Below are 12,038 nucleotides of genomic sequence, written 5' to 3' on the forward strand. Positions count from 1 at the left end.
CGCGCGCCGCGGACGTCCAGGAACGGAGCAAGAGCTCGCCCGGAAAGGCCAGCCATGGATTTTTTTGACGTTGTCACACTTTCGCGTCTCCAGTTCGCTCTGACGGCGCTCTACCATTTCCTATTCGTGCCGCTCACGCTGGGCCTATCCGTCATGATTGCCGCGATGGAGACAGTCTATGTGATGACGGGCCGGGTCATCTGGCGCCAGATGACCAAGTTCTGGGGCACACTCTTCGGCATCAATTTCGCCCTCGGGGTAGCGACCGGCATTGTGATGGAGTTCCAGTTCGGCATGAACTGGAGCTACTACAGCCATTATGTCGGCGACATCTTCGGTGCGCCGCTGGCCATCGAGGGGTTGATGGCCTTCTTCCTTGAGGCGACTTTCGTCGGTCTGTTCTTCTTCGGCTGGGACAAGATGTCGAAGGTGGGCCACCTCATCGCGACCTACTGCGTGGCGATCGGCTCCAACTTCTCCGCGCTGTGGATTCTCATTGCCAACGGCTGGATGCAGAATCCGGTGGGCGCGCACTTCAACCCGGACACGATGCGGATGGAGGTTGCCAGCTTCTTCGATGTTCTGATGAACCCGGTCGCGCAAGCGCGATTCGTGCATACCGTCTCCGCCGGCTATGTCGTGGCGTCTGTCTTCGTGCTAGGGGTCTCGGCCTGGTATCTGCTGCGCGGCTGGCATGTTGCGGTCGCCAAGCGGTCGATCACCATCGCCGCATCCTTCGGGCTTGCGGCCGCACTCTCGGTCGTGGTGCTGGGTGACGAGTCGGGCTACCTCACGTCCGAGCACCAGAAGATGAAGATGGCAGCGCTGGAGGGCATGTGGGAAACGGAGCCCGCGCCTGCCCCATTCACCCTTTTCGCGATCCCGGACATGCAGGCGCGGGAGAATCGCTACGCCATTCATATCCCTTGGGTCATGGGGTTGATCGGCACGCGCTCCCTTACTACGCAGATACCCGGCATTCTCGATCTCGTCGATCATGCGAAGGAGCGGATCCGGTCTGGCATGATCGCCTATGACGCGCTTCAGACCATCCGCATGGCGCCTGACGCGGCCGCTTCCGGCGCGGCGCGCGTTTCCTTCCGCGAGAGGGAGGCGGATCTCGGATATGCGCTGCTGCTCAAGCAGTATATCGACGACCCGCGGCTGGCGACGGAGGATCAGATCGACCGCGCGGCCTGGAGCACGGTACCCAACGTTCCGGTGCTGTTCTGGGTCTTCAGGATCATGGTGGCCGTCGGGTTCTTCAACATCCTGTTGATGGGCACCTTCTTCGTGATGAGCACGAGGCGATCGCTCGATCGGCACCCCTGGTTGTTGAAAGTGGCGGTCTGGGCGATGGTGTTGCCTTGGGTTGCGGCGGAATGCGGCTGGATCCTTGCCGAGTACGGTCGTCAGCCCTGGGCAGTCGAAGGGGTATTGCCGGTATTCCTCTCCGTCTCCGACCTCTCGGCCGGCACGGTGCTGATGACGGTCATCGGCTTCACTCTGATCTATGCCACGCTGATCGTGATCGAGGTCAAGCTCATGCTGGCCGCCATCCGCAAGGGCCCGCAGCCGGACTACGAACCGGAGGCGCCCCTCATCCCGAAACCCATCGTGACGCCGGCGGAGTGATGCCATGATCCTGCATGATTTGCTAAGCTACGACGCACTCCGCCTTATCTGGTGGGTTCTTCTGGGCGTTCTTCTGATCGGCTTTGCGCTTTCGGACGGATTCGACCTCGGCGTGGGTATGCTCCTGCCCTTCGCGGGTCAGAACGATGTCGAGCGGCGTATCGTCATCAACACTATCGGGCCAGTCTGGGAGGGTAACCAGGTGTGGCTGATCCTTGGCGGTGGCGCGATCTTCGCCGCGTGGCCACCACTCTATGCCGTGTCCTTCTCGGGCTTCTACCTTGCGATGTTTGCGATCCTGTTCGCGCTCATCCTGCGGCCCGTTGGCTTCAAATACCGCTCGAAGCGGGAGAGTCTGACCTGGCGCTACAACTGGGACTGGGCGTTGTTTATCGGGGGGTTCGTGCCCGCGCTCATCTTTGGCGTAGCAGTGGGCAATGTGCTTCAGGGGGTGCCCTTCCGCTTCGGCCCGGACATGCGCATCTATTACGATGGGTGGTTCATCGGTCTTCTGAACCCCTATGCGCTGCTTTGCGGCGTCCTGTCAGTCGCGATGCTTGCCATGCATGGCGCCGCATGGCTCATCGTGAAGACCACAGGGCCGGTGCAGGAGCGGGCGCGGCGGTTCGGCACATGGGCGGCGATAGCGACGCTGGTGCTTTATGCTCTCGGCGGGCTGCTGCTCTGGGCCTTCATCGATGGTTATGTGGTCACGAGCACCTTTCCGGAGAACGGTCCCTCCAACCCGCTCGCCAAGACGGTGGAGGTCTATGCGGGGGGATGGTTCACCAACTATGGCGCCCATCCCTGGATGCTGATCGCCCCGGCGGCAGGCTTTGTCGGTGCGCTCGGCGTTCTGGGAATGATAGCGGCGAAGCGGGAGGTCGGTGTGCTTATGTTGAGCCAACTGTCCATCTTCGGAGTGATCTCATCCGTCGGGCTCTCCATGTTCCCGTTCATCCTGCCGTCCTCCGAAATGCCGGGGGCAAGCATAACCGTATGGGATTCGTCTTCCAGCCACCTGACCCTGTTCATCATGTTGGTGACCTCGGTGGTCTTCCTGCCGATCATCGCCCTGTACACCACCTGGGCCTACAAGCTGCTCTGGGGCAAGGTTAAAAAAGAGGACGTGACCGGCGACAGTCACGCTTACTGAAAGGATCCGAATATGTGGTACTTCGCCTGGATACTCGGTCTGCCGCTGGCCGTAACCTTTGCTGTGCTGAATGCAATGTGGTTCGAGATACTGGAGGATGGCCGCGAGACGCTGGACGAGGCCGGCCACCAGCGCTGACGCCATGAGAAAGCCGGCCCGAATTGCTCCGGGCCGGCTTCTTCGAGGGGCAGGACGTTACTGTCTCGGCAGGGCATAGGCGACGAGATAGTCGCCCGGTTGCGTCTGCATGAGGTTATGACCACCTGCCGCGATGACCACGAACTGCCGCCCACTCTCTTCCGAGAGATAGGTCATCGGGGTCGCGTTGCCGCCCGCCGGCAGGCGCCCTTTCCACAGGATATCGCCCGTCTCGAGGTCCATTGCGCGGAGCGACTGCTCCCCCGAAGCCGCGACGAACACGAGCCCCGACTTGGTGGTGATGGAGCCTCCCAGCCCGGGAACGCCGAGGCTGATCGGAAGACGCGAGCGGATAGTGCTGCCCGCGATGGTTACACCGCTGTCCTCGGCCGTGCCCGACCGGCGCTGCCAGAGCACCTCCTTCGTGGTGAGGTCAACCGCTGTCACAAGGCCGTAGGGCGGCGCAAGGCAAGGCGCGCCCAAAGGCGACATGAAGGGTTTCAGGTCTGCGGCATAGGGCGTGCCCTCCTGCGGGACCGCGCCACCCACGCTGACGCCGGGACGACCGTCGGCAGCCTTCAGACCAGCCGCGTCCGCTTCTGACCGTGGCATCAGCCGAAGATACATCGGCACCCGGTTCCAGTTCGCGACGAGGATTTTGCGCTCCGGATCAAAGGAGCCCGAGCCCCAGTTGCTGCCGCCCAGCGAGCCGGGGAAGAAGAAAACGGAATCTTCGCCTGGAGGCGTGAGAGGCCCGTCCCACCGCGCCTCGCGGAAGCGGATGCGGCACCACATCAGATCGAAGGGTGTCGCCCCCCACATGTCCGTTTCGTCGATACCGAGGGGTTTCTTCGGATCGATGCCTGAAAACTCCGGCATCTCAACAGAGAAGGGCTGCGTCGGGGAAATCCGCTCGGCCTCCGCGCCTCCTTGCGGAACCGGGAGCTCCTGAACCTCGTAGATCGGCTCGCCTGTGCGGCGGTCCAGAACGAAGTTCTGCCCTCGCTTGGTGAGCTGCACGAGAGCCGGGACAGTTTCCCCTTCGATCTGGAGATCGACGAGGCTCGGCTGAGAGCCGACATCCATGTCCCAGACGTCATAGTGAATGGTCTGGAAATGCCAGCGAAGCGCCCCGGTTTCCGCGTCGAGGGCAAGGATAGAACCTGAGTAGCGGTTGTCAAAGTCGCGGCGGTGGCCGCCCCAATAGTCCGGCGTCGCGTTGCCGGTCGGCATATAGACCAGCCCCAGCTCATCATCGGCTGAGATCGGCGCCCATGAGTTCGGCGTACCGCGCGTAAACTCCTCCCCCTCTGCGGGCATGGAGTGGTCTTCCGGGCGGCCCATGTCGAATGCCCAGTCGAACGTGCCGGTAACCGCGTCAAATGCCCGGATCACGCCGGAGGGTTCATCCGTCATCTGGCCGTCAGAGATCCAGCCGCCGATCACCACCCGTCCGCGCACGATCTGCGGGGCGGACGAAACATAGGAGTAGCCGGGGATGACATGGCCGAGCCCCTGCTTGAGATCCACCTGGCCATTCTGGCCGAAGTCGGCACAAGGCTCCCCGGTCGCCGCATCGACGGCCAGAAGGCGCGCGTCCACCGTTCCGCCGATAATGCGCTCAGCGCATGCGGCACCGGCCGGAACCGCGCTTTCGGGTGCTTGATAATAAGCCACACCCCGGCAGGCGGCCGAGCCGGTCACACCCGTAAGGTCGGTGTGGCTGTTGAAGCGCCAGTTCTCCTGCCCGGTTTCCGCGTCGAGTGAGACGATGTCGTTCCGCGCCGTGCAGAGATAGAGCGAGCGCCCGATTTTTAGCGGCGTAGCTTGGAGGCGCCGCACCGGTCCTTCCGGCGGGGGGTAATCGCCGGTGCGATAGGTCCAGGCGACTTGCAGATCCCGCACGTTTTCCGGGTTGATCTGCTCCAGCGGCGAGAAACGTGTGCCATGCTGGTCGTTTCCGTAATGGTGCCACTCGCCCTCTGGTGTGTCCTGGGTATATTTGGCCTTCGCCTCCGGCAGGGGCCGGGTTGCCGCGATCTCATGGATATCGCCCTTTGCGAACCCCCAGCCGAAAAGACCCAGCAGGGCGACCGCAAAGCCACCCACTACGGCGCGGCCCAATAGCGCGGGGCGCGGCCCCGAGATTAGGCTGCGCCGATACCAGGGGGTCAGGAAGAACAGCCCGAACAGGAACGGTCCTGACAAGCGGGGCAGCAATGTCCAGAAATCGACCCCCACCTCGCTGATGGCCCAGATATAGGTCCAGGCGAGCATGGCAGCATAAAGCCATCCGGCCCAGGCGTTGCCGCGCCAGACAAGGATACCGGACACGATCACGGCAAGGCCGGTGATTAGGAAATAGAGTGATCCGCCTAGTAGCGCGAGCTGCGCGCCCCCCCAGACGTAGGCCAATCCGATCAGCACGAAAAGGGTCGCAAAGACCCTCGCCGCGCCACGATGGCGGCGTTCTGTTGTCGGTGTCACGGGGACAACCCTCCGAATGCTCGAACCGCAATCAGGAGAATGCGGTGAGACTTCCGTCAAACATAAATGACTGCAAGGTCATTTATGGGGTTGTCGTGGATATCACAACCCCGCGTCTCGAATGTGATCTTCTGCCCGTGCGTCAGGAGAAGAACAGCGAGATCTGCAGTTCCATCAGGGAGGCTGCCGAGATTTCCCCGCCCGGATTAAGCACCCCGCCTTCGACCATCGCAACCCAGAGAGGCGCGACGAGCAGCTGGGGATTTGCTGCGAGTCGGGGGTCACACACCTCGCCACGCGCAATGGCCATGCGGATCGCCGCGGAAATATAGGCGTTGGTCGGCTCGTAGATGCTGCGAAAGTAGGTCTCGGCCAGAAATCGCGACGCGCCACCTTCGGCGAGCACCAGCCGTGCGAGCGAGGCCCGACCGGAAGCCTCGAGCTGTTCCGCGACAGGCAGCATCACGCGGCGAAAATGTTGTCCCAGTGTCTCTCCGGGTAGAAATGCCGGGGTATCGCGCAGCGCGTTCCGCTCGTCCATCGCGCGCTGGACAACCCCTTCGAAGAGAGCCTCTTTCGTGGGGTAATAGCGATAAGGCGTACCCTTGGCCATTCCCCCGCGACGTGCGATTCTGTCCATGCGTGCGCCCGCGACGCCGTATTCCAGAAACTCCGCCATGGCTGCATCGAGAATGGCGGCCTGGGTCCGCTGGGTCTTGGCGGGGCTTGGGCCGCGTGTGGCAGGCCGGGGAAGCGGGGCATCGGTCGACATGAGGGAAAGGTAGATAGCAGAAAAAGCGCCTCCCGGCGAGAGGCGCTGTCCTCCGATCAGGCATTTCGTGCTTTGGCGGTGGTTTGTTCGTCGGTTCGTCCGGCGAAATAATTCGCCAGCAGCGCGCCCGAAATATTGTGCCAGACGCTAAAGATCGCGCTCGGCACTGCGGCGAGCGGCGAGAAGTAGGCGGTCGCCAGAGCGGCACCAAGACCGGAGTTCTGCATCCCCACCTCAATCGCGATTGCCTTGCGCTTGGCCAGCGACAGACCCGCGGCTCTGGCAGCGAAGAAGCCGATGAGGTAGCCAAGCCCGTTGTGCAGGACAACGACCGCAAAGATCATCAGGCCCGATTGCAGGATGGAGGCGCGGGAGGCCGCGACGACCGCGGCGACTATGAGCACGATGCCCGACACACTCACGAGCGGCAGGGCCGGGACGGCTTTGCGTACAAGACCGGGCATGATCTTCTGCGCTGCGAAGCCGAGGGCGAGCGGCACCAGCACGACCTTGACGATCGACAGGAACATTGCCCAGCCATCCACGGGAAGGAACTCGCTTGCCAGCATCCATACAAGGAAAGGGGTGACTACCGGCGCAAGCAGCGTGGTCACGCTTGTGCAGGCCACTGACAGCGCCACATCGCCCTTGGAAAGATACGTCATCACGTTGCTGGACGTACCACCGGGGCAGCACCCGACAAGAATCACGCCTGCCGCGACTTCCGGCGGCATTGGGATTATCTTGGTAAGGAGCACCGCAAGAAGCGGCATGATAAGGAACTGCCCGATGACACCCACGCCGACATCATAGGGACGACGGACGACTTCGCGAAAATCGTCGGCTGAAATCGTCAACCCCATCCCGAACATGATGATGGCAAGCAGCGTGACGATCCATGGAGTCACGAGACGGAACACGTCGGGAAGCAGGAAGCCGAGCACCGCAAACAGGATCACCCAGAGGGCGAATGTCTTGCCCACAAAGGTGGATAAACGTTCAATTGCTTTCATCAGGTCTCCCCCTCTCGCAACTTTATTCCGGAGGGCGATAAGCGCTTTATAAGCGGGAGGCAAGACGGCGCATGGCAAAAGGGTCCGCTGTCGCGGACCCCTTCCTGTTGTCTGTGCTGGTCAGGCGCGCAGGAACCCAGCCATACGCGATATTTCTTCCTGACGTACTTCGTGGCCGCCATCATGCAGCGCAAGGTCCACTTCCGCTCCCTGACCCCTGAGCCAGTTGACCAGCTGTTCCGTCTGAGGGAGGGGGCAGATCGGATCGCGTCTGCCCGCAGTGACGAGTACCTGCCGTCCAGCAAGTCCGGCGTTCGGTTCGGGTGTCCACGGAATCAACGGATGCATAAGTACCGTGCGGTCCAGCAGTTCCGGTGCCCGGAACAAGACGGAGGCAAGGATGTTCGCTCCGTTGGAATAGCCCAATGCATAGACCGGCGCGTTTGGATTCGCAGTGCGATGGTGACGGATGAAGGCCGTCATCTTGGACGTCGCCCGGTCGAGATCGGCCATGTCATAAATCCCCTCTCCCGTGCGGCGGAAGAAGCGTGCGGCCCCGTGTTCAGACACGTCACCGCGGGGCGAGATAAGGCCTGCGCCGGGAAGAATCTGCTCCACCAGCCCGGCGAACTGATGCTCGTCCCCACCGGTACCGTGCAGGGCAAGCACCAATGGCTGCCCAGCGGCGGGAGCGCGGGCGATATGATGATAGCTGTCGAGGGGCATGGAATGCTCCTTTCATGTGAAGCGCGCCGCCGCCGTATGGTCAGCGACGCGCCGTGAAACAGGATCGCTCAATCCGTGATGGGCGTAAGGATCCGCTCGATCTGCGGGCGGAGGTGTGCGTGCTGCGTCGGCAGTTTCAGGGCTTCGCCGAGATGCGCGGTATCCTCGTCCCGGTCAAAACCCGGCTCGTTGGTCGCCACCTCGAAGAGTACGCCGCCCGGGGTGCGGAAGTAGATCGCCCAGAAGTAGTCCCGGTCGATCACGGGTGTCACGTGGTAGCCCGTGTCCATCAGCGCCTTGCGCACTTCAAGCTGAGCGGCGCGGTCAGGTACGGCAAATGCCACGTGGTGGACGGAACCGGCCCCCTGACGCGCTGAAGGCGCACCGGGCAGCACCTCAAGATCGATGAAATCCGCGCCATTGCCATCCTTCACCCCGAAGCGCGTGATGTCACCCTGACGGTCGACTTCTTCATAGCCCATGAAGCGGAGCAGCTCGCCCGTCGCCCCTCCGTCGCGGAGTCGCATGGAGACGCTGTGGAACCCGTGAACACCCTCGTCCGAAGCGACCGGCCCGCCCGCCCATGGCGCGCGATTGTCGTCTGCCACTTCGACCAGAACGAACCCGTCGCCGTCAGGCCCCTGGAAGCGCAGGCGTTTCTCACCGAAGACTTCCTCTTCCTTCATGCCGCCGACATTGTAACCCGAGAGGCGCTCCTTCCAGTAGGGGAGCGATCCTTTGGGCACGGAAAATACCGTTTCCCCCACTTCTCCCGTGCCGGGACGACCACGCACGATATGGGGGAAGGGAAAATAAGTCATGACCGAACCGGGCGTACCCACCTCGTCCCCATAGTAGAGGTGATAGACATCCGGCGCGTCGAAGTTCACCGTTTTCTTGACCCGACGAAGGCCGAGCGTCTTGGTGAAGAAGTCGTTGTTCTGCTGGGCATCCGCAGCCATGGAGGTGACGTGGTGCAGCCCTTTGATCTGTTTCAGCATGGTCGATCCCTTTCAGAGAACGGAGGGCTGATGCAGCGCCTCCTGATGTCTTGGCAACAAGATGGGAGGAAATATTGTGAAAGAGAACGTTTATAATGTTGCATTAATTATTGCATATAACGTAATAATTGGGGATGGGCGAACTTGAATCTCTGCGCACATTCCTTGCCGTAGCGGACGCGCGCAGTTTCACTGGTGCTGCGCGGCTGCTTGGGACCACGCCCGCCTCGGTCACGCGGACCATTGCGGCGCTGGAGGACAGGCTGGGTATTCAGCTTCTGTTGAGAACGACCCGTCAGGTATCCCTGACATCGGCGGGAGCAGGTTATCTTGAACGCATGGCTCCCCTTGTCAGACAGATCGAAGCCGCTACTGAGGAGACCCGTGCCCAATACGGAGTGATGTCGGGGAGACTGCGGCTCGCTGCGCCGATGTCACTTGGCCAGCGGGTATTGCCTGGTGTGCTGTCACAATTCGCGGCACGTCACGGAGGCACGCATGTCTCTGTCGTCCTCTCGGATCATTTCATTGATATCGTGGAGGAGGATTTTGATCTCGCTATTCGGATCTCCGGTCCACCAGTGGATAAATCGACTGTTTGGCGCAAGCTTTGCGATGTCCCCCGCCTGCTGGTAGCATCCCCCGGTTATCTCGCCGCGCGGGGCGCGCCAAGCGAACCGGAGGATTTAACGGAACACGACTGCCTTGGATATGCCGAGGATGCGCGCGAACCGATCTGGGATTTGTCTTCGGGCACCCGACGCAGGAGTCACCGTGCGAAGGGCATATTCAGCTCGAATAACGGGGATCTGCTGGCCGACCTGGCGCTGAGTGGTGAAGGAATCGCGCTCCTCCCCCGATTCATTGTCGCTCACGCGTTGACCGAGGGTCGGCTGAAACCGGTACTTCCAGATTGGATGCCTCCCCCGGTCTGGCTCACGCTTTATTACCCGCCTTATGAGCGACTACCGGTGCGGGTTGCGACGTTTTCGGACTTCTTCGAAGTCTATGTGAAGGAGACGCGGCCCCTGTAGCCCTAGCGGCCGCAGTCCAGTCACTTTGCGGCGTCGAGTTCCCGTTTCTTCGGAAAATACCACCGCATCACCTTGCGCAGCTCATCCGAATTGGGACGTGCCCAGTTGCGCATGAGCTCACAGCCGAAAGCGATGGCAGTGGTCGGCTGTGCACCTGCAGCTTCGATCCTGCGGAGGGCACTTTCATGCGAAACGGGGGAAATCCCGCCGACGGCATCGACCACCGGATAGACCTCATATCCTTCCCTCAGCATGTCGAGCGTCGGGAAGGCAAGACATACCTCCGTCCAGAGGGCTGCGATCACGACCTTCTTTCGGCCCGTCGCCTCTACCGCAGCACGGAAGTCCGCATCCTCCCATGCGTTCACCCCCGTTCGATCAATCTCCGGCACTCCTGGCAGGACATCGAGAATTTCCTGTGCCGTCCCCTCGTTCACGCCCATATCCACAGCCACGGTCGAAAGGATGACGGGAACGTCAAATGCCCTTGCCAGCTTCGCCGCCGCGACGACGTTCATCATCACCACCTCCTGCGGGGCGAATTTCACGGTCCGCACCTGCTCGGGTTGGTAATCGATGATGACGAGTACACAGTTCTCAGGCGTCAGAAGGCTGTCGGCCTTCGGGTCTCGGATCGGTTCGGGATCGAGTTTCGGCATAGTTGCACCTCAGATTTGCGGCATTTCGCCCGGCGCCACGGACATGACATCGGACCATTCGGGATGTTTCTCATATTGTGCACGGACATAGGGGCAGAGCGGGATGATCCGCGTGCCGCTTGCCCGCGCGTCGTCGATCATATGTGCCACGAGGGCCGCCGCCACGCCGGTACCGCGAAGGCTGTCTGGCGCGCCGGTATGATCGGCCGAGATCACCCCATTGCCCCGGCGGGTATAGGTGATCTCCGCCACGCCATCATGGTCTGCCAGACTGGCGGTGAACCGCCCGTGACGGGCATCGCACTCTTCGCGCCCGAAAATGAAATCGCTCATGCAGTGCCTCCCCGTCTCCCGGAAGATGGGTCTTTGGACAGTTCTTCAAGTGCTGCTCTTCAGCTGCCGGTCCTTCAATCTTGCGGATCCGGAGAGAGAACGTTGAGGATGGCGATGAGTTTCCGGTCCCGCTCTGCTGAAAGATCGGCGATGCTGCGGTCCCCCACTTCCTGCTGCACGCCTTCGACCAGCTTCTCTCGAAGCGCGGCATCCATCACCGGCGTGCCCAGATCGGCCCACCATGTCTGCATCGCGGGCACAAGGTGGTCGTAAAAATGGGCCATTCCGCCCGTGCCGCCGCCAAGATGAAAGGTGAGATGCGGCCCCATGATCGCCCAGCGGAGACCCGGCCCCTCGCTGGTCGCCAGGTCCACATCCTCAACGCTCGCCACCCCGGACTGCACGAGATAGGCGGCCTCTTTCCAGAGCGCGGCCTGGAGGCGATTGGCGATGTGTCCCGGCACCTCCTTGCGGACGCGGATCGCGCGCTTGCCGTGCGCGTTGAAGAAGGCGACCGCCCAATCCGCGGCCTCTTCGGACGTCTGCTTCCCTCCGACGATCTCCACCAGTGGAACGAGATGCGGGGGATTGAACGGATGTGCGACGACCAGCCGTTGAGGATGAGCCATGCCGGTCTGCATGTCGCTCGCCTTCAAGCCGGAAGTGGAGGAACCGATGACACGGTCGATGGGAAGCGCGGCGTCGATTTCAGAAAGCAGTTTCTGTTTCAGTTCGAGGCGTTCCGGAGCGTTTTCCTGTACATAGTCAGCCCCTTCGACCGCTTGAAGGTGGCTTTCCCAAACAGAGAATCGGGCCAGCGCCTGATCCGCGCTGCCGCTTGCCCCCAGTGCCGAAAGCTGGGGCCAACAGGCGGCGATCATCCCCGGGGCGGCTTCCCGCGCGGCGGCGGACGGATCGCTGCACCTTACCGTGAAACCCTGCGCGAGGAACCAGGCTGACCAAGATGCGCCGATCGTGCCACCTCCGATCACCGCGACGGTTGTTACATTCTTTACATCAATCAGTGACATAGTTTCCCCCCAACGTCGCACCCTGTGCAGGGGAGGCTAGCGACGGAATGGTC

The 12,038-nt window shown here is 61.9% G+C and carries 12 protein-coding genes; 4 read left to right on the forward strand and 8 right to left on the reverse strand.

Annotated features, from left to right (window positions below; translation table 11 throughout):
• Nucleotides 1-54 precede the first annotated feature (54 nt).
• The 3 genes from CG51_RS10040 to cydX are packed head-to-tail and all read left to right on the forward strand — an operon-like array spanning nucleotide 55 to nucleotide 2,929.
• Nucleotides 55-1,635 (forward strand): cytochrome ubiquinol oxidase subunit I, encoded by a 1,581-nt coding sequence (locus tag CG51_RS10040; protein WP_035744507.1) that lies wholly within the window; start codon nucleotides 55-57, stop codon nucleotides 1,633-1,635.
• A 4-nt stretch (nucleotides 1,636-1,639) separates the two neighbouring features.
• Complete coding sequence (gene cydB / locus CG51_RS10045) at nucleotides 1,640-2,791, forward strand: cytochrome d ubiquinol oxidase subunit II (RefSeq protein WP_035744508.1); 1,152 nt, start codon at nucleotides 1,640-1,642, stop codon at nucleotides 2,789-2,791.
• Between the two features lie 12 nt (nucleotides 2,792-2,803).
• Nucleotides 2,804-2,929, forward strand: coding sequence for a cytochrome bd-I oxidase subunit CydX (gene cydX, locus CG51_RS19135; RefSeq protein ID WP_051930381.1), 126 nt, complete (start codon nucleotides 2,804-2,806; stop codon nucleotides 2,927-2,929).
• Nucleotides 2,930-2,986: 57 nt separating this feature from the next.
• On the opposite strand, the gene CG51_RS10050 is transcribed toward cydX, so the two are convergent.
• The 5 genes from CG51_RS10050 to CG51_RS10070 all read right to left on the reverse strand — a co-directional run bounded on the left by CG51_RS10050 (nucleotide 2,987) and on the right by CG51_RS10070 (nucleotide 8,928).
• Nucleotides 2,987-5,416: a membrane-bound PQQ-dependent dehydrogenase, glucose/quinate/shikimate family gene (locus CG51_RS10050; RefSeq protein ID WP_051930382.1), complete on the reverse strand. Its 2,430-nt coding sequence runs from the start codon at nucleotides 5,414-5,416 to the stop codon at nucleotides 2,987-2,989.
• Between the two features lie 142 nt (nucleotides 5,417-5,558).
• Nucleotides 5,559-6,188, reverse strand: coding sequence for a TetR/AcrR family transcriptional regulator (locus tag CG51_RS10055; protein WP_051930384.1), 630 nt, complete (start codon nucleotides 6,186-6,188; stop codon nucleotides 5,559-5,561).
• A gap of 56 nt (nucleotides 6,189-6,244) precedes the next feature.
• Entirely contained in the window at nucleotides 6,245-7,201 is a 957-nt protein-coding gene (locus CG51_RS10060; RefSeq protein ID WP_035744509.1) for a bile acid:sodium symporter family protein, read from the reverse strand.
• A gap of 120 nt (nucleotides 7,202-7,321) precedes the next feature.
• A complete protein-coding gene (locus tag CG51_RS10065; protein ID WP_035744510.1) occupies nucleotides 7,322-7,927 on the reverse strand; it encodes an alpha/beta hydrolase in 606 nt (201 codons plus the stop codon).
• 68 nt (nucleotides 7,928-7,995) lie between these two features.
• The gene (locus CG51_RS10070) at nucleotides 7,996-8,928 is read right to left on the reverse strand and encodes a ring-cleaving dioxygenase (RefSeq protein WP_035744511.1); all 933 of its coding nucleotides are present in this window, start codon (nucleotides 8,926-8,928) and stop codon (nucleotides 7,996-7,998) included.
• A gap of 134 nt (nucleotides 8,929-9,062) precedes the next feature.
• Here CG51_RS10070 and CG51_RS10075 point away from each other — a divergent pair, with 134 nt between their 5' ends.
• The gene (locus tag CG51_RS10075) at nucleotides 9,063-9,962 is read left to right on the forward strand and encodes a LysR family transcriptional regulator (RefSeq protein ID WP_035744515.1); all 900 of its coding nucleotides are present in this window, start codon (nucleotides 9,063-9,065) and stop codon (nucleotides 9,960-9,962) included.
• 20 nt (nucleotides 9,963-9,982) lie between these two features.
• On the opposite strand, the gene CG51_RS10080 is transcribed toward CG51_RS10075, so the two are convergent.
• The 3 genes from CG51_RS10080 to CG51_RS10090 form a co-directional block, all read right to left on the reverse strand.
• The gene (locus CG51_RS10080) at nucleotides 9,983-10,621 is read right to left on the reverse strand and encodes a hydrolase (RefSeq protein ID WP_035744517.1); all 639 of its coding nucleotides are present in this window, start codon (nucleotides 10,619-10,621) and stop codon (nucleotides 9,983-9,985) included.
• A gap of 9 nt (nucleotides 10,622-10,630) precedes the next feature.
• Entirely contained in the window at nucleotides 10,631-10,954 is a 324-nt protein-coding gene (locus CG51_RS10085; RefSeq protein ID WP_035744520.1) for a GNAT family N-acetyltransferase, read from the reverse strand.
• 74 nt (nucleotides 10,955-11,028) lie between these two features.
• Nucleotides 11,029-11,985, reverse strand: a complete 957-nt coding sequence (locus tag CG51_RS10090; RefSeq protein ID WP_035744522.1) for a 3-hydroxyacyl-CoA dehydrogenase NAD-binding domain-containing protein — start codon at nucleotides 11,983-11,985, stop codon at nucleotides 11,029-11,031.
• Nucleotides 11,986-12,038 lie beyond the last annotated feature (53 nt).

Origin of the sequence: Haematobacter missouriensis (assembly GCF_000740775.1) — a bacterium.
Lineage (GTDB): Bacteria > Pseudomonadota > Alphaproteobacteria > Rhodobacterales > Rhodobacteraceae > Haematobacter > Haematobacter missouriensis.

What these genes read in the sequence shown, in the direction of transcription:
- CG51_RS10070 (WP_035744511.1), bottom strand. Translation starts at nt 8,928, where the DNA reads ATGCTGAAACAGATCAAAGGGCTGCACCACGTCACCTCCATGGCTGCG.
- CG51_RS10060 (WP_035744509.1), bottom strand. Translation starts at nt 7,201, where the DNA reads ATGAAAGCAATTGAACGTTTATCCACCTTTGTGGGCAAGACATTCGCC.
- CG51_RS10075 (WP_035744515.1), top strand. Translation starts at nt 9,063, where the DNA reads ATGGGCGAACTTGAATCTCTGCGCACATTCCTTGCCGTAGCGGACGCG.
- CG51_RS10090 (WP_035744522.1), bottom strand. Translation starts at nt 11,985, where the DNA reads ATGTCACTGATTGATGTAAAGAATGTAACAACCGTCGCGGTGATCGGA.
- cydX (WP_051930381.1), top strand. Translation starts at nt 2,804, where the DNA reads ATGTGGTACTTCGCCTGGATACTCGGTCTGCCGCTGGCCGTAACCTTT.
- CG51_RS10085 (WP_035744520.1), bottom strand. Translation starts at nt 10,954, where the DNA reads ATGAGCGATTTCATTTTCGGGCGCGAAGAGTGCGATGCCCGTCACGGG.
- CG51_RS10080 (WP_035744517.1), bottom strand. Translation starts at nt 10,621, where the DNA reads ATGCCGAAACTCGATCCCGAACCGATCCGAGACCCGAAGGCCGACAGC.
- CG51_RS10055 (WP_051930384.1), bottom strand. Translation starts at nt 6,188, where the DNA reads ATGTCGACCGATGCCCCGCTTCCCCGGCCTGCCACACGCGGCCCAAGC.
- CG51_RS10065 (WP_035744510.1), bottom strand. Translation starts at nt 7,927, where the DNA reads ATGCCCCTCGACAGCTATCATCATATCGCCCGCGCTCCCGCCGCTGGG.
- cydB (WP_035744508.1), top strand. Translation starts at nt 1,640, where the DNA reads ATGATCCTGCATGATTTGCTAAGCTACGACGCACTCCGCCTTATCTGG.
- CG51_RS10040 (WP_035744507.1), top strand. Translation starts at nt 55, where the DNA reads ATGGATTTTTTTGACGTTGTCACACTTTCGCGTCTCCAGTTCGCTCTG.